Annotated in this window: 17 protein-coding genes and 1 pseudogene; 6 read left to right on the forward strand and 12 right to left on the reverse strand. The window is 64.4% G+C overall.

The features are described 5' to 3' along the window. Positions 1–68: 68 nt before the first annotated feature. The 3 genes from YWC_RS0112765 to YWC_RS0112775 are packed head-to-tail and all read right to left on the reverse strand — an operon-like array spanning position 69 to position 1,521. Complete coding sequence (locus tag YWC_RS0112765) at positions 69–389, reverse strand: hypothetical protein (RefSeq protein ID WP_036214224.1); 321 nt, start codon at positions 387–389, stop codon at positions 69–71. A gap of 25 nt (positions 390–414) precedes the next feature. Beyond that, positions 415–1,011, reverse strand: coding sequence for a transglutaminase-like domain-containing protein (locus YWC_RS0112770; RefSeq protein ID WP_036214227.1), 597 nt, complete (start codon positions 1,009–1,011; stop codon positions 415–417). A 6-nt stretch (positions 1,012–1,017) separates the two neighbouring features. Then, positions 1,018–1,521, reverse strand: coding sequence for a YqaA family protein (locus YWC_RS0112775; protein ID WP_027865727.1), 504 nt, complete (start codon positions 1,519–1,521; stop codon positions 1,018–1,020). A gap of 202 nt (positions 1,522–1,723) precedes the next feature. Between YWC_RS0112775 and ilvA the strand changes: the two genes are divergently transcribed. The 5 genes from ilvA to rapZ all read left to right on the forward strand — a co-directional run bounded on the left by ilvA (position 1,724) and on the right by rapZ (position 6,977). Then, positions 1,724–3,262 (forward strand): threonine ammonia-lyase, biosynthetic, encoded by a 1,539-nt coding sequence (ilvA, locus tag YWC_RS0112780; RefSeq protein WP_027865728.1) that lies wholly within the window; start codon positions 1,724–1,726, stop codon positions 3,260–3,262. 163 nt (positions 3,263–3,425) lie between these two features. Then, entirely contained in the window at positions 3,426–4,256 is an 831-nt protein-coding gene (gene queF, locus YWC_RS0112785) for an NADPH-dependent 7-cyano-7-deazaguanine reductase QueF (protein ID WP_027865729.1), read from the forward strand. Positions 4,257–4,610: 354 nt separating this feature from the next. Beyond that, a complete protein-coding gene (locus YWC_RS0112790) occupies positions 4,611–5,093 on the forward strand; it encodes a PTS sugar transporter subunit IIA (RefSeq protein ID WP_027865730.1) in 483 nt (160 codons plus the stop codon). Positions 5,094–5,136: 43 nt separating this feature from the next. Further along, positions 5,137–6,072: an HPr(Ser) kinase/phosphatase gene (gene hprK / locus YWC_RS0112795; protein ID WP_036208776.1), complete on the forward strand. Its 936-nt coding sequence runs from the start codon at positions 5,137–5,139 to the stop codon at positions 6,070–6,072. 26 nt (positions 6,073–6,098) lie between these two features. Next, positions 6,099–6,977, forward strand: coding sequence for an RNase adapter RapZ (gene rapZ / locus YWC_RS0112800; protein ID WP_027865732.1), 879 nt, complete (start codon positions 6,099–6,101; stop codon positions 6,975–6,977). Positions 6,978–7,116: 139 nt separating this feature from the next. Here the strand turns inward: rapZ and YWC_RS0112805 are convergent, their stop codons facing one another. The 8 genes from YWC_RS0112805 to YWC_RS0112840 form a co-directional block, all read right to left on the reverse strand. Further along, the gene (locus tag YWC_RS0112805) at positions 7,117–8,202 is read right to left on the reverse strand and encodes an enoyl-CoA hydratase/isomerase family protein (RefSeq protein WP_027865733.1); all 1,086 of its coding nucleotides are present in this window, start codon (positions 8,200–8,202) and stop codon (positions 7,117–7,119) included. A gap of 143 nt (positions 8,203–8,345) precedes the next feature. Beyond that, on the reverse strand, positions 8,346–8,699 hold the full coding sequence (gene hpf, locus YWC_RS0112810) for a ribosome hibernation-promoting factor, HPF/YfiA family (RefSeq protein ID WP_027865734.1): 354 nt from the start codon (positions 8,697–8,699) through the stop codon (positions 8,346–8,348). Positions 8,700–8,756: 57 nt separating this feature from the next. Further along, on the reverse strand, positions 8,757–10,232 hold the full coding sequence (locus YWC_RS0112815; RefSeq protein ID WP_027865735.1) for an RNA polymerase factor sigma-54: 1,476 nt from the start codon (positions 10,230–10,232) through the stop codon (positions 8,757–8,759). Continuing rightward, positions 10,232–11,026, reverse strand: coding sequence for an LPS export ABC transporter ATP-binding protein (lptB, locus tag YWC_RS0112820; protein ID WP_084416415.1), 795 nt, complete (start codon positions 11,024–11,026; stop codon positions 10,232–10,234). The genes YWC_RS0112815 and lptB overlap by 1 nt, the downstream gene beginning before the upstream one ends. Continuing rightward, a complete protein-coding gene (gene lptA / locus YWC_RS0112825; protein ID WP_027865737.1) occupies positions 11,023–11,580 on the reverse strand; it encodes a lipopolysaccharide transport periplasmic protein LptA in 558 nt (185 codons plus the stop codon). The genes lptB and lptA overlap by 4 nt, the downstream gene beginning before the upstream one ends. A 35-nt stretch (positions 11,581–11,615) precedes the next feature. Further along, positions 11,616–12,218, reverse strand: coding sequence for an LPS export ABC transporter periplasmic protein LptC (gene lptC / locus YWC_RS0112830; protein ID WP_027865738.1), 603 nt, complete (start codon positions 12,216–12,218; stop codon positions 11,616–11,618). 28 nt (positions 12,219–12,246) lie between these two features. Further along, positions 12,247–12,777, reverse strand: coding sequence for a KdsC family phosphatase (locus YWC_RS0112835; protein WP_027865739.1), 531 nt, complete (start codon positions 12,775–12,777; stop codon positions 12,247–12,249). After that, on the reverse strand, positions 12,777–13,799 hold the full coding sequence (locus YWC_RS0112840; RefSeq protein ID WP_027865740.1) for a KpsF/GutQ family sugar-phosphate isomerase: 1,023 nt from the start codon (positions 13,797–13,799) through the stop codon (positions 12,777–12,779). Before YWC_RS0112840 ends, YWC_RS0112835 begins: the two co-directional genes overlap by 1 nt. An 87-nt stretch (positions 13,800–13,886) precedes the next feature. On the opposite strand from YWC_RS0112840, the gene YWC_RS0112845 reads away from it, so the two are divergent. Beyond that, the gene (locus YWC_RS0112845; RefSeq protein WP_027865741.1) at positions 13,887–15,866 is read left to right on the forward strand and encodes a monovalent cation:proton antiporter family protein; all 1,980 of its coding nucleotides are present in this window, start codon (positions 13,887–13,889) and stop codon (positions 15,864–15,866) included. Between the two features lie 96 nt (positions 15,867–15,962). On the opposite strand, the pseudogene YWC_RS33560 reads toward YWC_RS0112845, so the two are convergent. Continuing rightward, a pseudogene (locus YWC_RS33560) lies at positions 15,963–16,201 on the reverse strand (IS481 family transposase); the annotation flags it as partial.

Below are 16,201 nucleotides of genomic sequence, written 5' to 3' on the forward strand. Positions count from 1 at the left end.
CAAAAAGCTGCTCACATGCATCATTCGTTTGCCTCCCGCTCTCGAATGGCATATTGCATAAGGATGCTTCAGCGCTGCTGTGCCGGCGCCTGGCGGATCAGGCGCTCCAGCCGGGCCTTTGCTCCCTCGTTCATCTCGACCGAGCGCAGGCAGTCGACGACCTCGGCACGCACCGGCTCGCGCATGGTCAGGTTGCAGGTATGGGCGAGTTCGACGAGAAAGTTGCGGTCCCCTTCCGGCATGGCGGCGATGCCCGGCCAGACCAGGCCGAGTTGCTCGTTGGTGGACTCCTTGTGCGAGCTCAGCATGTATTTGGCGCCGAGGACACCGAACACTGCCAGGGCGGCCAGGACGAGGAACAGGGAAAGAAGGCTTGGGGACTTGTTCATGGCCCGCATGATACCCGACCCGGCGTCAGGGCGGATCGCCGGCCAGGTCGGGCAGGCCGGCCAGCACCTGCTCGACCGTGTCGCAGCGCTCCAGCACCTCGACCACGACCGGCAGCGGTTCGGCCAGCACGCCGGGCAGGTAGCGCTCCTGCGGGTCGCTCAGGCTGAAGGCGAGCAGCTCGCGCGGCGGGTCGAAGCGGGCGTCGATGCCGGGCTTGTTGCCGCGTGGGTCGAGCCGGTACCAGCCAAAGTCCGCCAGCCAGACCGCGTTCAGCCCGTGCAGGCAATACGGCGCGGCGCTATCGCCAGTCGCCAGGCGCTGGTAGCACAGGCCCGCCGGGATACCGTTGGCCCTGAGCAGGGCCGCCAGCAGGTGGCTCTTGGCGTAGCAGAATCCCGTCCCATGGCGCAGCACGCTTGACGCGCGGCAGGTGACCGGATTGCGCCGGAAATCGGCGCTGTGCGCGATCTCGTCGCGGACGAATTCGAAGCAGGCGCGCACGATGTCGGCTTCCGAGCTTGCCCCTGCCGCCAGGCGGCGCGCGGTGGCCGCTACCTCCGGATGATCGGCATCGATCCAGGTGCCGGCGCCGAGGTAGGCTTGCAGTCCAGTGCGGTCCATGCCCCGTCAGCCGATCAGGCGCTCGAAGAAATCGCCCACGGTCTTCCAGAATCCGTCCGGGATGTACAGCAGGATCGCGGTCATGGTGACGTAGCGTGCGAATTTGCCGATCGCCATGTACATCACGCTCGGCCAGAACGGCAGGTGCAGCCAGCCGGCCAGGGTGCACAGCGGGTCGCCCACGCCCGGCACCCAGGACAGCAGCATGGTCTTGGCGCCGTACTTCTTGAGCCAGCCGAACCAGCGGCTCTGGCGCTCCTTGGCGAAGGCGATCTTGGCGCGGTAGCCGATGAAGTAATCCACTGCCCCGCCCAGCGTGTTGCCCACCGTGCCCACCAGGATGGCCGGCCAGAACATGGCCGGATTCGCCTTCACCACGGCGAAGACGGCCGGCTCGGAGCCGAGCGGCAGCAGCGTGGCCGAGACGAAGCTGATGATGAAGATGGAGGTAAGCCCGATGGTCGGTGCGGCAAGGAGGTCCAGCAGCCAGAGGACGGCGTTTTCGATCATCGGGAAAGGGGGCAGTGAGCAATTGCGATAGGTGTCCATTATAATGAGGATCACCTATCGTAACGACACGATACGCCGAGCCTGCCATCCAGCACGTCGTATCGCCACTCCGCCCCGGTCATCCTCCGCGAGGAAAAGTGTGTGTCGTCCGGACCGCCGGCCCCTATCCACTGCCGGCATTGCAGCATACCGATTGCCGACCATGACTACCGACTACCTCAAGAGAATCCTGACCGCCCGCGTCTACGACGTCGCCGAAGAAACGCCGCTCGAATACGCGCCCACCCTGTCGAACCGCTTCGGCAACCGCATTTATTTCAAGCGCGAAGACATGCAGAGCGTGTTCAGCTTCAAGCTGCGCGGCGCCTACAACAAGATGGCCAACCTCACGCCGGAGCAGCTGAAGCGCGGCGTGATTTGCGCCTCGGCCGGCAACCACGCCCAGGGTGTGGCCCTGTCCGCGGCGCGCCTCGGCTGCCGCGCCCTGGTCGTGATGCCGACCACCACCCCGCAGGTGAAGGTGGACGCGGTGAAGGCGCGCGGCGGCGCCAGCGTGGAAGTGGTGCTGCATGGCGACTCGTACACCGACGCCTACAACCACGCGCTGCTGCTGGAAAAGGAACAGCGCCTGACCTTCGTCCATCCTTTCGACGACCCCGACGTCATCGCCGGCCAGGGCACCATCGGCATGGAGATCCTGCGCCAGCATTCCGGCCCGATCCACGCGATCTTCGTGGCCATTGGCGGCGGCGGCCTGGTAGCGGGCGTGGGCGCCTACGTGAAGGCGGTGCGCCCGGACATCAAGGTGATCGGCGTGCAGACCATCGATTCGGATGCGATGGCAAGAAGCCTGAAGGCCGGCCAGCGCGTGACCCTGAGCGATGTCGGCCTGTTCTCGGACGGCACCGCGGTGCGCCTGGTGGGCGAAGAGACCTTCCGCGTGGCGCAGCAGGTGGTGGACGAGATCATCATCGTCGACACCGACGCGATCTGCGCGGCCATCCAGGACGTGTTCCAGGACACCCGCAGCATCCTCGAGCCTGCCGGCGCACTGGCGGTGGCCGGCGCCAAGGCCTATGTGGAGCGTTCGCAGATGGGACGCGCGCCGGTCAAGGACGAGACCCTGGTGGCGGTGGCCTGCGGCGCCAACATGAACTTCGACCGCCTGCGCTTCGTGGCCGAGCGCGCGGAGCTGGGCGAATCGCGCGAGGCCGTGTTCGCGGTGACCATTCCCGAGCAGCGCGGCAGCTTCCGCCGCTTCTGCGCCCTGGTCGGCCCGCGCAACGTCACCGAATTCAACTACCGCATGGCCGATTCGCGCGAGGCGCACATTTTCGTCGGCGTGCAGGTGGGCAGCCGCAGCGAGTCGGGCCTGCTGGCGCGCACCTTCGAGGAACACGACTTCCGCACCCTCGACCTGACCCACGACGAACTGGCCAAGCTGCACATCCGCCACCTGGTGGGCGGGAAAAGCGCGCAGGCCCAGGACGAATTGCTGTATCGTTTCGAGTTTCCCGAACGGCCGGGGGCCTTGATGCGCTTCCTCGACAGCATGGCGCCGAACTGGAACATCTCGCTGTTCCACTACCGGAACCAGGGCGGCGACGTGGGACGCATCCTGGTCGGCCTGCAGGTGCCGGCGGCGGAGATGGAGGAGTTCCGGCAGTTCCTGGCGACCCTCGGTTATCGATATTGGGACGAGAGCAGCAATCCGGTTTATAAGCTGTTCCTCGGCGCCTAGAATTCGGCTGATTTCACCCAAGCTTATGCACGTCGTTCCGGCGAAGGCCGGAACCCAATTCCGTACCGCAGTGTTATCCACGCCGCAAGTACGCAAACTTTAGTTGACCGCGTGGGCAGGAAACCTGCCCACCCTACGGATGCCACAAGCATTCAAGCTTCCTATGAATACTCCTGATCAATCGCCACTTGGCAAAACCTCCGCCTACCAGAGCCAGTACGCTCCCGAGCTCCTGTTCCCGATCCCGCGTCTGCAGAAGCGCGAAGAGATCGGCCTGGGCACGGGCACGCTTCCCTTCTTCGGCGTCGACATCTGGAATGCCTACGAACTGTCGTGGCTGAACATGCGCGGCAAGCCGCAGGTGGCGATCGCCACCATTACGGCGCCCGCCGATTCGCCCAACATCGTCGAATCGAAGTCGTTCAAGCTCTACCTGAATTCCTTCAACCAGACCCGCCTGGCCGGTACCGATGCGCTGGCCGAGCTGCTGCGCCAGGACTTGTCAGGCGCTTTCGGCGCCCCGGTGCATGTGACGATCACCACGCCGGACGCCTTCGGCAGCCTGGCAATGGGCGAACTGGAAGGCAGCCTGCTCGACCGCCTCGACGTGGAGATCGACCAGTATGTCCCCTCGCCCGAACTCCTGAGCGCCAACCAGACGGAAGCGCCGGTCGAGGAAACCCTGGTATCGCACCTGCTGAAATCGAACTGCCTCGTCACCGGCCAGCCGGACTGGGGCACCGTGCAGATCCGCTATGTCGGTCCGCAGATCGACCAGGAAGGCCTGCTCAAGTACCTGATCGGCTTCCGCGAGCACAACGAATTCCACGAGCAATGCGTCGAGCGCATCTTCATGGACGTGCTGCGCCAGTGCAAGCCGACCAAGCTGGCGGTGTATGCACGCTATACCCGCCGCGGCGGACTCGACATCAATCCCTGGCGCGCCAATTTCAGCACCGGCAAGCCGTCCAACCTGCGCACCGCGCGTCAATAACCCGAAACCGTGTACGCTTGCAAGCCGGCTGTGCGTTTTCAGCCACACTCGGCGCAAGTTTTTGATACAAAAACGGCATCCGAACGTCGTGCTCAAAAAACGGGCACAATGCATGGAAAAGATGGTGCGAAAGCTTTCGCACCTCCATTTGCGCCACTTTCCCTGCGATTTCGCTTAGGAAATTGCGTTTAATTGCTAAGCCGATTTCATGGCAAAACACTACGCTTTCGCCATACCGTCCCCATGTAGGTGACTGTATGCCTGTACAGATGCGAAATCGAATGTCACCGTCCTGAAACAGGCCTATAATTCCGCCTCGCAAGCACACCCCACCCTGTGCATGGCATACAAGTTATGACGAACCTTAGCAAAATCCTCTCGCTCGAGAACGTGCAGTTGGATCTGGAAGTTTCCAGCAAAAAGCGTGCATTCGAGCAGGCTGGCCTGATTTTCGAGAACAACTGCGGCATCGCCCGTTCCACCGTGTCGGACAACCTGTTCGCACGCGAGCGCCTCGGCTCCACTGGTCTCGGCCATGGTGTCGCTGTGCCGCACGGGCGGATCAAGGGCTCCAAGAGCCTGAAGTCGCCGCTGGCGGCCTTCGTGCGCCTGAAGGAACCGATTCCCTTCGAATCGCCCGACGGCCAGCCGGTCAGCCTGCTGTTCTTCCTCCTGATCCCGGACCACGTGACCCAGCAGCACCTCGAAATCCTGTCGGAAATCGCCGAGCTGTTCTCGGACGAAGCCGTGCGCAACGCGCTGGCCACCGACCCGGATCCGAAGTCGGTCCACGAACGCATCATCAACTGGCAGCCCAGTCTGCAAGCTTTAGGCTAAACTGTCTACGCGGCAATTCGCCGCGTGGATCGATGACATGCCCATGCTGCAGACTCCGCTGACCATCCAGCGTTTGTACGATGACAACCGCGACAGCCTCCAGTTGGGCTGGTTCGCGGGTTTCCCCGGCGGCGAGCGGCAGATCGCGGGCGACGCGGCCTCGGCCGCCGACCAGGTCGGCCACCTGAACCTGATCCACCCGGGCCGGATCCAGGTGTTCGGACACCAGGAACTGAACTATTACCACCGCCTGAAATCCAGCTCGCGCACCCACGTGATCGGCGAGCTGATCGGTGGTGGCCCGCCGGCCCTGATCATCGCCCAGGGCCTGGAAACCCCGCCCGACATCCTCGCCATCTGCGACGAGCAGAACATTCCGCTGTTCTCGACCCCGCTGCCGGCGGCGCAGGTGATCGACTTCCTGCGCGTGTATCTGTCCAAGAAGCTGGCGCAGCGCGTCATCATGCACGGCGTGTTCATGGACGTGCTGGGCGTGGGCGTGTTGATCACCGGCGACTCGGGCCTGGGCAAGAGCGAGCTCGGCCTGGAACTGATCTCGCGTTCGCACGGCCTGGTGGCCGACGACGCAGTGGAATTCTCGCGCATCGCGCCGAACATGATCGAAGGCCGCTGCCCGCCGCTGCTGCAGAACCTGCTGGAAGTGCGCGGCCTGGGCCTGCTGGACATCAAGGCGATCTTTGGTGAGACCGCGGTGCGCCGCAAGATGCGGCTCAAGCTCATCGTCCACCTGGTCAAGCGCGGCGCGCTCGACGAAGAGGTCGAGCGCCTGCCTTTCCACCATCCGACCGAGGACGTGCTGGGCCTGCCGATCCGCAAGGTGGTCATTCCGGTGGCGGCCGGCCGCAACATCGCGGTGCTGCTCGAGGCCGCCGTGCGCAACACCATCCTGCAGCTGCGCGGCATCGATACGCTGCAGGAATTCATGGAGCGCCAGCGCCAGGCGATGAGCGGCGACTGACCCCCATTTGGGGTATCATCCCAAGCATGCACATCGTCCTCATTACCGGTATTTCCGGCTCGGGCAAGTCGGTTGCCCTGAATGTCATGGAAGACGCAGGCTACTACTGCGTCGACAACCTGCCGCCGGCCCTGCTACCGGCCCTGGTGTATGCGGTCAGTGAAAAAGGCACGGAGAAAATCGCCGTCGCGGTCGATGCGCGCAGTGCCGAATCGCTGGTCGAACTGCCGGTGAGCGTGCGCCACCTGAAAGAGGAAGGCCACGACGTCAAGGTGATGTTCCTGACCTCGAGCACGCACTCGCTGGTGGCGCGTTTCTCCGAAACCCGGCGCAGCCACCCGCTGTCGCACGAGCTGCGCCCGGGCGAGAATCCGGCCTCGCGCCGCACCCTGATCGAATGCATCGCCGAGGAACGCGAGCGCCTGTCGGCGATCGAGAACCTGGGCCACGTGATCGACACCTCGGAACTGTCCGCCAACAAGCTGCGCGCCTGGGTCAAGGAACTGGCCGACCTGGAGCATGCCCCGCTGACCCTGTTCTTCGAATCCTTCGCCTTCAAGGTGGGCGTGCCGCTGGACGCGGACTTCGTGTTCGACGTGCGCGCGGTTCCCAATCCCTACTATGACCTGGCACTGCGCCCGCTCACGGGCAAGGACGCGCCGGTGATCGCCTTCCTCGACGCCCAGCCGAGCGCGGTGGAGATGCTGGAAGATATTCGCGCTTTTGTTGCGAAGTGGCTGCCCTCGTTCAAGACGGACAACCGGTCCTACCTCACCGTGGCGGTGGGCTGTACCGGCGGGCAGCACCGTTCGGTCTACATGGCGGAAAGGCTGGGGGCCTATTTCGGGCAGACGGAGCGGGTGATCATTCGTCACCGCGAGCAGCCGAAGCACGCTGCGGGGTGATTACACCGTTAGCCTGAAGACCGTCGTTCCGGCGAAGGCCGGAACCCAATTTTCTTCGCACGCTGCAATCGATAGCGCTTGTAGCTGCCCATGCAAACTTGGATCCCGGCCTGCGCCGGGATGACGTGCATAAGCCGCCTTAGGTGAGGTGCCGCAGCGGGTGTGCGTAATCAGGCCACACCGGCTCGAAGAAGCGCGCCACCATCTCCGGCTTCACGTCCCCCAGCGTCGGCGGATTCCACTTCGGCTGGTTGTCCTTGTCGATCACCAACGCCCGCACGCCTTCCAGCACTTCGCCGTGCTCGAAATTGCGGCGCACCAGGTTGCGCTCCATGCGCAGGCAGTCCGCCACGTCCAGCGAGGCGCCGCGCAGCAGCAGTTCGTGGGTCACGCACATCATCAGGGGCGAGCGCTGGCGCATCGCCTTCAATGCCTTCTGCGCGAACGGGTTCTCGTCACGACCCAGCGAGGCCATGATCATCGACACGCTGGCCGCGCCGAAGTGCGCATCGATCACGCCGCGCTGCGCCTGCAGTTCGCTCGGGGCCAGCTGGCCGGCATACTTCGTCGCATAGCTGCGGATCGCCGCCGGCAGCTGCGCGCCTGGGGTCGTGTCGACCAGCGCCATCAGGCCGGCCAGCTCCGCGCCCGGCACGAACACGTCCGCCAGTCCCACGTACAGCGCGTCGGCTGCGCCGATGGTCAGGCCAGTCAGGCCAAGGTACTGACCCAGCTGGCCCGGCGCATGCGACAGGAAGTGGCTGCCGCCCACGTCCGGGAACAGGCCGATGTTCACCTCGGGCATCGCCATCTTGGTGCGGTCGGTCACGATGCGCAGGCCGCAGCCAGGTCCGCCCTGGGCGATGCCCATGCCGCCGCCCATCACCACGCCATCCATCACCGCGATGTAGGGCTTCGGGTAGAAGTGAATGAGGTGGTTCAGTGCGTATTCTTCGGTGAAGAAGTCTTCCAGCAGCGCGCTGCCGCCCATCGGGCCGACGTGGCCCATCTCATGAAAGAAGCGGATATCGCCGCCGGCGCACAAGGCCTTCTCGCTGCTGCTGGTGATGACCACCGCGTCGATGCCCGCGTCATCCTTCCATTCCAGCAGGATGGCGCTCAGGGCGCGCACCATGTCGAGCGAGAGGGAGTTCAGCGCCTTCGGCCGGTCGAGCGTGATGACGCCGGTGCGGTTGGCAACGCGGGTCAGGACGGTATCGGTCATGATGGTATTCTGTGATCGAAAAGACATGCATTCTACAGAACATTTGTACAAACGGAAGCGTAGAAAAGTAACAGGTATTGTACAAAAGCAAAAAGGGCGTCCCCTCTGACGCCCTTGCTGTGTTTTGCGGCTACCCGTACTAATTACGCGGCAGCGGCTTCTCCGTTGTCCGGAAGGCGCTTGTGCGCCACGTGATTATGATTTTGCAGCATGGATTTGTGTTTCAGAACCTGCCTGTCCAACCTGTCCATCAAGGTGTCGATGGCCGCATACAGGTCTTGCGCAGCACTCGCCACATGCAGAATCTTGCCCGATACCTGTAGGTTGATCTCGGCCTTTTGCCGTTTTTCTTTTTCAGTGAGGTTATCGATGGCGAGGAACACGTGGGTGTCGATCACGTGGTCGAAATGGCGGGTGATGCGCTCGAGCTTATTCTGAACGTATTCACGGATGGCGGGTGTGACTTCGAGATGGTGGCCGCTGATTGTGAGGTTCATACACACTCCTTTGGGAAGGTGCCCTGCCCGCGCCACAAGGTGAGAGTGGGCAGTGCTTTACAGGGATTTACGGAGGCTGACGGGAGGAATCTTGAGCGCTTCGCGGTATTTGGCAACCGTCCTGCGCGCAATGACCATACCTTGTTCCCCGAGCATCTCCGCGATCTTGCTGTCGGATAGAGGATTCCTAGGGTCTTCTGCTCCTGTCAATTGCGCAATAAGCGCGCGGATCGCCGTCGAGGAGGCTTCTCCCCCCGCTTCGGTGGCGACGTGGCTTCCGAAGAAGTACTTCAGCTCGAACATGCCGTGCGGGGTCAGCATGTATTTCTGCGTGGTCACACGTGAGATCGTGCTCTCGTGTAGGCCTAGTGTATCAGCTATCTCACGCAAAACAAGAGGGCGCATGGCAACCGCGCCGTGGCTGAAAAAATTGCGCTGACGCTCGACGATCGCCTCGGCAACACGCAGGATCGTGTCGAAGCGCTGGCGCATGTTCTTGATGAGCCACTTGGCTTCCTGCAGCTGCGCGCCCATCTGGCTTTCGCTCTTTCCCTGCTTGAGCAGGTTCGCATACAGCGAGTTCACGCGCAGCTTCGGCATGACGTCCGGGTTCAGCGACACCTGCCAGCCGTTCTTGGCGCGGCGCACGATCACGTCCGGCACCACGTAGTCGGATACTCCCGAGCCGAAGGCCGCGCCGGGATGCGGATTGCATTGGCGGACCACGGCCTGCACCTCGCGCAGGTCTTCGTCGTCGCAATCGAGCGCCTTTTTCAGCTTGGTGTATTCGCGCTGCGCGAACCAGGTCAGATAGCCTTCGACAATCTTCAAGGCGAGGCGCCGCGTCACCAGGGGCACGCCCGGCATGCGGCGGATCTGCAGGGCCAGGCATTCGGCCGCGCTGCGCGCGCCCACGCCCACCGGGTCCAGGCTCTGCACCAGCGCCAGCGCGCAGCGCAGCTCGTCCATCTCGACCTCGAGTTCTTCCGGCAGGCGCGCATGGATCTCGTCGAGCGGCTCTTCCAGGTAGCCGTTGTCGTCGAGCGCATCGATCACCAGCTCGGCCAGCGCGCGGTCGCGCATGCTGCAGCAGCTCAGGCGGATCTGTTCCGTCAGGTGCTCGCGCAGCGTGATGCCGTCGGCTTCCAGCTGTGGACGGCCATCCTCGTCGTCGCCGCTGCGCGCGCCGCCGCCCTCGCCGCCCCAATCCGCATCGGCCTCGCCACGCTCCCCATGGTCTTCGCCTTCCGCGCCCTCGGGCTCGGCCTTCGCGCCCTCCTGCCCTTCCTGGCCCGGCCCTGCTGCCGGCGCTTCGCCATTCGCCGGCGCGGTATTGATCGCGCCGTCCGCCAGCAGCCGCACCGAGCGGTCGAGCGGATCGTCGAGCCGTTCGAGCAGCGGGTTGTCGTGCAGGATCTGCTCGATCTCCTGGTGCAGTTCGAGCGTGGAGAGCTGCAGCAGGCGGATCGACTGCTGCAGCTGCGGCGTGAGCGCCAGGTGCTGCGAAGTGCGGAGCTGCAGGGATTGTTTCATTACATCCTGAAATGTTCGCCGAGGTAGACGCGCCGTACGGATTCGTTGGCGATGATGTCGTCAGGGCGGCCCGAGGCCAGCACCGCCCCCTGGTTGATGATGTAGGCGCGGTCGCAGATGCCGAGCGTCTCGCGCACGTTGTGGTCGGTGATCAGGACGCCGATGTTGCGCTCCTTCAGGAAGCGCACGATGCGCTGGATCTCGATCACCGCGATCGGGTCGACGCCGGCGAAGGGTTCGTCGAGCAGCACGAAGCGCGGGTTGGTCGCGAGCGCGCGCGCGATCTCGACGCGGCGCCGTTCGCCGCCCGACAGCGACAGCGCCGGGTTCTCGCGCAGCTTCTCGATCTGCAGTTCGGCCAGCAGGGTGTCGAGGCGCTCGCTGATCTGGTCGCGGCCGAGCGGCTTGCCGTCCACGCGCTGCAGTTCCAGCACGGCACGGATGTTCTCCTCCACCGTCAGCTTGCGGAACACCGAGGCTTCCTGCGGCAGGTAGGAAAGGCCCAGCACCGCACGGCGGTGGATCGGCAGGCTCGAGATGTCGGTGCCGTTGATGTCGATGGTGCCGGCGTCCGAGGGCACCAGGCCGACGATCATGTAGAAGGAGGTGGTCTTGCCGGCGCCGTTGGGGCCGAGCAGGCCCACCACTTCGCCGCATTCCACCTGCAGCGACACGTCACGCACCACCAGGCGCTTGCCGTAGCTTTTCTGCAGGCCCTTGACGATCAGGGTGCTGCAGCCTTCGACCGCGGTCGCCGCTTCTGCGTTCATGCTTGCGCTCATGGCTGCCGTCATTGCTTGCTGCCTTCGGCGGGCGCCGTGGTACGGCGCGGCGCGATGATCAGGGTGCCGCGGCCGCCGCCCACCTTGCTCTGGCCGGTAGGATCGTTGCGTACCTGCGCGACCTCGCGGCGGTTGTCGTAGGAGATGAAGGGACCCTTGATCTCGTTGGTCATGCGGCCGCCCTCCAGTTCGCGCACTTCGGCGCTGGTGAACAGCTTGACCAGTTCGGCGCGCTCGTCGTACTCGATGCGCTGGGCCTGGCCCTCGACCCACAGGTCGGGACCGCCGTCGCGTTTCTGGCGGAAGGTCGCCAGCTTGCCGTTGTTGGCGGTCAGGGTCACGCTCATGTAGCCCTCCGGCGTTTCCTTCACCAGGGCGCGGTCGGATTTGAGCACCAGGGTGCCGCGCGTGAGCACGACGTTACCGGTCAGGATGCGGGTCTGCGTGACCTCGTCCACGTCGAGGGAATCGAAGTTGATCACGGCCTGCTTGAGCGAATCGGCACGCTCCGCCGAGGCGCCGAAGGCGGCCAGGCTGAGGAATACGGCAGCGATGATTTTTTTCATGTTCTTGCTTTGTCCTGGGTTGACGCGGCGCGGCGCTACTGCCGCTGCGCGCGTGGCGGATAGACGATCTGGCCGCGGCTGGCCAGGTGCAGCTTCTGGGTCGCGTTGTTGGCCACCATGCCGGTGCCGGTCACGGTGGCGGCCCCCAGCTGCATCTCGATCGGCCGGTCGGTCTTGAGGATTTCTTCGTCGGGCAGCACGGTCAGCGCCTGCGTCTGCACGCGCAGCGCTTCGCTGGTCGGTGTGGCCGGGCGCTGGATGTCGACGTTGCCGAGCAGTTCGACGCGGTGCTCTTCGTGGTAGAGCTGGGCGCGGTTGGCGACGATGGTCATGCGCGGCCGGCCAGGCGTCATGCCCTGCATCACCGGCGCCTCGACCTGGGACACGTCGCCCAGCGGCGTATGCGCCAGGCGCTTGCCCGACACCACGTAGCTCGGCTTGCCCTCTTCGGTCATGCGCACGAAGGAGAAGTTCTCGACGATGTAGTCGGGCTCGTCCCCTGGCCCGCCGAGACGGGCATCGCCATCCTCGTTTTCCATCACCTGCACCAGCCAGAAGCTGCCGAAGGCGCAGAAGGTCGCGATCATCATGATCGTCAGGAGCTTCCAGCGGTGGGCGGTGCGTTTGTAGGTGACCATATCGTGTCCCGTGTCCGATATCGCCGTGTTACGCGAAATACGGCGCCAGCGCCTGTTCGTAGGTGCCCTGCGCGCGCATGACGAGGTCGCAGACCTCGCGCACCGCGCCGCGCCCGCCCGCGTTCTTCGTGACGTAGTGGGCGCGGTGCTGCACTTCCGGGTGGCCCGAGGGCACGGTGACGGCGAAGCCGACGCGGGTGAACAGCGGCAGGTCGATCACGTCGTCGCCGATGTAGCCGCATTCCTCCGGCGTGACGCCGGTGGCCTGCAACAGCTCGGCGAAGCCGACCCGCTTGTCGTGGATGCCCTGGTAGACGTGCGAGATGCCGAGGTCGGCGGCGCGCTTGACCACGATCGGCGACTTGCGTGCGCTGATGATGGCGGTTTTCACGCCGGTCTTGTTCAGCAGCTGGATGCCGAGGCCGTCGAGCACGTTGAAGGTCTTGGTGACTTCGCCGTCCGGGCCGTAGGTGAGGCTGCCGTCGGTGAGCACGCCGTCGACGTCGAAGATCATCACTTTGACGCGCGCCGCGCGCTGCATGAATTCGGTTGGCGTCATCAGATCACCTTGGCGCGGGTCAGGTCGTGGATGTGCAGTGCGCCGACCAGGCGGTCTTCACCGTCGACGACCAGCATCTGGTTGATGCGGAATTCTTCCATGACGGCGACGGCATCCACCGCCAGCTGTTCCGGATGGACGCGGCGCGGGTTGGCGTGCATCACGTCGCGGATGCTGATGTTCGAGAAATCGGTCACGCGCTCGATCAGGCGGCGCAGGTCGCCGTCGGTGAACACGCCGACCGGGCGGCGCTCTGCGTCGACGACGGCGGTCATGCCCATGCCCTTCTGGCTGATTTCCAGCAGCGCGCGCGTCAGCGGGGTGTCCGGGGACACGGCCGGGATGGCGTCGCCGCTGCGCATCACGTCGCGCACGTGGGTCAGCAGGCGGCGGCCCAGAGCGCCGCCCGGGTGCGACATGGCGAAGTCTTCCTCGCGGAATCCCCGCGCGTCGAGCAGCGCCACGGCCAGCGCATCGCCCATGGCCAGGGTGACGGTGGTGCTGGTGGTCGGCGCCAAATTGAGGGTGCAGGCTTCCTTGGCCACCGAGATGTCCAGGTGGATCTCGGACAGCTTGGCCAGGCGCGAATGCGGCTTGCCGGTCATCGAGATGACAGGGGTGCCCATGCGCTTGATGGCCGGCAGGATCTCCAGCAGCTCGGACGATTCGCCGGAATTCGAAATGGCGATGAACACGTCGTGCGTGGTCACCATGCCCAGGTCGCCATGGGCGGCTTCGCCCGGATGCACGAACATGGCCGGGGTGCCGGTCGAGGCCAGGGTGGCGGCAATCTTGCGGCCGATGTGGCCGGACTTGCCCATGCCGGAGACGACCACGCGCCCGGTGCAGCCGTACAGCAGGTGCACGGCGCGCACGAAACTGTCGTCGTCACCGAGGCGCGCATGCAGGGCGCGAATCGCGTCGGCTTCGATGGCAAGCGTCTCGCGGCCCAGCTCCAGAACACGGCGGGCCTGGTCCGCGTCAAAACTTTTCAGCATTATTTTTTCATCGGTTAAACTCATAGTGGCAGTATATCCGAATTGAATAAGCAAAAAACTTGCCAGTCGTAACAAACCACTACAACGATAACGAAAAAACAACTGTGGCAGATGCATTCCGGACTTGAACTGACCCTGCTCCTGCTGGGCTGCGCCGTGCTGGGCGTGGTCGCCTTCCGGATGCTGCACCTCCCGCCGATGCTCGGCTATCTGACCGTCGGCGTATTGATCGGCCCCCATGCGATGGCCCTTGCGGAAGACAGTCCCGCCACCCATGCGCTGGCCGAATTCGGCGTCGTCTTCCTGATGTTTTCCATCGGGCTCGAATTTTCGCTCGCCCAGCTCAAGTCGATGCGCCGTATCGTGTTCGGACTAGGTCTGGCTCAAGTCGTATTGACAATCGTGGCCGCCATGGCTTTCGGTTTGTTCATTTCCTGGTGGGTACCCGCACTGCACGTCAGCTGGCAGGCCGCGTTCGCGCTGGGCGGCGCGCTCGCCATGTCTTCGACCGCGATCGTGGTCAAGATGCTCACCGAACGGCTCGAACTGGAAAGCGAACACGGCCGTCGCATCATCGGCATCCTGCTGTTCCAGGATCTGGCCGTGGTGCCGCTCCTGATCATGATTCCCTCGCTGGCGCGCCCGGCCGAGGAACTGGCGATCACGCTCGGCTGGGCGGCGCTCAAGGCGGCTTTTGTCCTGGCCCTGCTGCTGATCTTCGGCCAAAAGCTGATGCGCAACTGGTTCACCATCGTCGCCAAGCGCCGTTCGCAGGAGCTGTTCATGCTGAACCTGCTCCTGGTGACGCTCGGCCTGGCCTGGGTCACCGAACAGGCGGGCCTGTCGCTGGCGCTGGGCGCTTTTGTTGCCGGCATGCTGATCTCCGAGACCCAGTACAAGCACCAGGTGGAAGAGGACATCAAGCCCTTCCGCGACGTGCTGCTCGGGCTGTTCTTCATCACGGTGGGCATGCTGCTCAACCTGCAGCTGGTGTTGCAGCACTGGTGGGTGGTGCTGGCGCTGGTGATCTTCCCGGTGCTGCTCAAGTTCGCCATCATCGCGGCGCTGGCCAAAGCCTTCGGCTCCAGCGACGGCGTGGCAATGCGCACCGGCCTGGCGCTGGCGCAGGCGGGCGAGTTCGGCTTCGTGCTGCTCAACCTGGCGATGGGTTCGAAGCTGGTCGATCCCTTCCTGATCCAGCTGGTGCTGGCCTCGATGGTGCTGTCGATGCTGCTCGCGCCCTTCATCATCGACAACATGGACCGCATCGTCATGAAGCTGGCGGCCAACGAATGGATGATGCAGTCGCTGCAGCTGACCCAGATCGCCAGCCGCACCATGAAGACCCAGAAGCACGTGATCATCGCCGGCTTCGGGCGCAGCGGCCAGAGCCTGGCGACCTTGCTGAGCGAAGAAAAGCTGCCCTGGTACGCCCTCGACCTGGACCCGGAACGGGTGCAGGAAGCCCAACGCGCCGGCGCCAACGTCTCCTACGGCGACGCGGCGCGCCGCGAAAGCCTGATTGCGGCCGGCATCAACCGCGCCAGCGCGCTGGTGATCACCTTCGCCGACACGCGACTGGCGCTGAAGGTGCTGCACCTGGTGCACGAGCTGGCCCCGAACCTGGCGGTGATCGTGCGCAGCCACGACGACAGCGACCTCGACGTGCTCAAGCGCGCCGGCGCCACCGAAGTGGTGCCGGAAGCGCTGGAGAGCTCACTGATGCTGGCCTCGCACGCGCTGGTCACCATGGGCGTACCGCTACGCCGTGTGGTGCACCGGGTGCAGGTGGCGCGCGACGAACGCTACGCCTCGCTGCGCGGCTACTTCCACGGCGCGAGCGACGTGTCGGACGACCTGGAACACAGCTACGTTCGCCTGCATTCGGTGACCCTGCACAGCGGCGGGGCAGCGATCGGGCGGCACTTGCGCGAGCTGGCGCTGGAGGAAGTGGGGGCGGAAGTCACGACGCTGCGCAGGAACGGGCAGAGTCTGCACTTCGATCCGGAGACGACCCTGCTGGCGGGCGATGTGCTGGTGCTGCGGGGTGAAGGGGAAGCGGTCAGCCGGGCCGAAAGCCGGCTACTGTGATGACATCTATACCGTAGGGTGGGCGGGTCTCCCTGTATGGCACAGGGACATGGGTTACACATGTCTAGAGACATAGGTGACACATGTCGAACCATTCTACGCCTTAATCCTGAGGTCGATTTCTGCGACTTTTCGCGTACAGAACATGACGTCGAAGAGTCCATCGGTGTCAGTGGGCTTGACCGCAACAGGCTCTCCAGCCAGGCCCTCTCCGATATACGGTTGCAAACCTGAGAAACTGATGCAGCCGCTTTGTTTGACCTTCCTGACGTCGTCCTCATTGTCATACTCGACGTCGGGGAGCTGGGCGGGAAATTTGCGCCCACTGGCGGTGT

The sequence above is a fragment of the Massilia alkalitolerans DSM 17462 genome, assembly GCF_000427785.1.
Taxonomy (GTDB): domain Bacteria; phylum Pseudomonadota; class Gammaproteobacteria; order Burkholderiales; family Burkholderiaceae_D; genus Telluria; species Telluria alkalitolerans.

Coding starts and splice junctions, on each gene's coding strand:
- YWC_RS0112840 (WP_027865740.1), bottom strand. CDS start 13,799: ATGAGTTTAACCGATGAAAAAATAATGCTGAAAAGTTTTGACGCGGAC.
- YWC_RS0112770 (WP_036214227.1), bottom strand. CDS start 1,011: ATGGACCGCACTGGACTGCAAGCCTACCTCGGCGCCGGCACCTGGATC.
- hpf (WP_027865734.1), bottom strand. CDS start 8,699: ATGAACCTCACAATCAGCGGCCACCATCTCGAAGTCACACCCGCCATC.
- lptB (WP_084416415.1), bottom strand. CDS start 11,026: ATGACGGCAGCCATGAGCGCAAGCATGAACGCAGAAGCGGCGACCGCG.
- YWC_RS0112835 (WP_027865739.1), bottom strand. CDS start 12,777: ATGACGCCAACCGAATTCATGCAGCGCGCGGCGCGCGTCAAAGTGATG.
- lptC (WP_027865738.1), bottom strand. CDS start 12,218: ATGGTCACCTACAAACGCACCGCCCACCGCTGGAAGCTCCTGACGATC.
- YWC_RS0112845 (WP_027865741.1), top strand. CDS start 13,887: ATGCATTCCGGACTTGAACTGACCCTGCTCCTGCTGGGCTGCGCCGTG.
- YWC_RS0112790 (WP_027865730.1), top strand. CDS start 4,611: ATGACGAACCTTAGCAAAATCCTCTCGCTCGAGAACGTGCAGTTGGAT.
- YWC_RS0112775 (WP_027865727.1), bottom strand. CDS start 1,521: ATGATCGAAAACGCCGTCCTCTGGCTGCTGGACCTCCTTGCCGCACCG.
- rapZ (WP_027865732.1), top strand. CDS start 6,099: ATGCACATCGTCCTCATTACCGGTATTTCCGGCTCGGGCAAGTCGGTT.
- YWC_RS0112805 (WP_027865733.1), bottom strand. CDS start 8,202: ATGACCGATACCGTCCTGACCCGCGTTGCCAACCGCACCGGCGTCATC.
- YWC_RS0112765 (WP_036214224.1), bottom strand. CDS start 389: ATGAACAAGTCCCCAAGCCTTCTTTCCCTGTTCCTCGTCCTGGCCGCC.
- queF (WP_027865729.1), top strand. CDS start 3,426: ATGAATACTCCTGATCAATCGCCACTTGGCAAAACCTCCGCCTACCAG.
- ilvA (WP_027865728.1), top strand. CDS start 1,724: ATGACTACCGACTACCTCAAGAGAATCCTGACCGCCCGCGTCTACGAC.
- lptA (WP_027865737.1), bottom strand. CDS start 11,580: ATGAAAAAAATCATCGCTGCCGTATTCCTCAGCCTGGCCGCCTTCGGC.
- hprK (WP_036208776.1), top strand. CDS start 5,137: ATGCTGCAGACTCCGCTGACCATCCAGCGTTTGTACGATGACAACCGC.
- YWC_RS0112815 (WP_027865735.1), bottom strand. CDS start 10,232: ATGAAACAATCCCTGCAGCTCCGCACTTCGCAGCACCTGGCGCTCACG.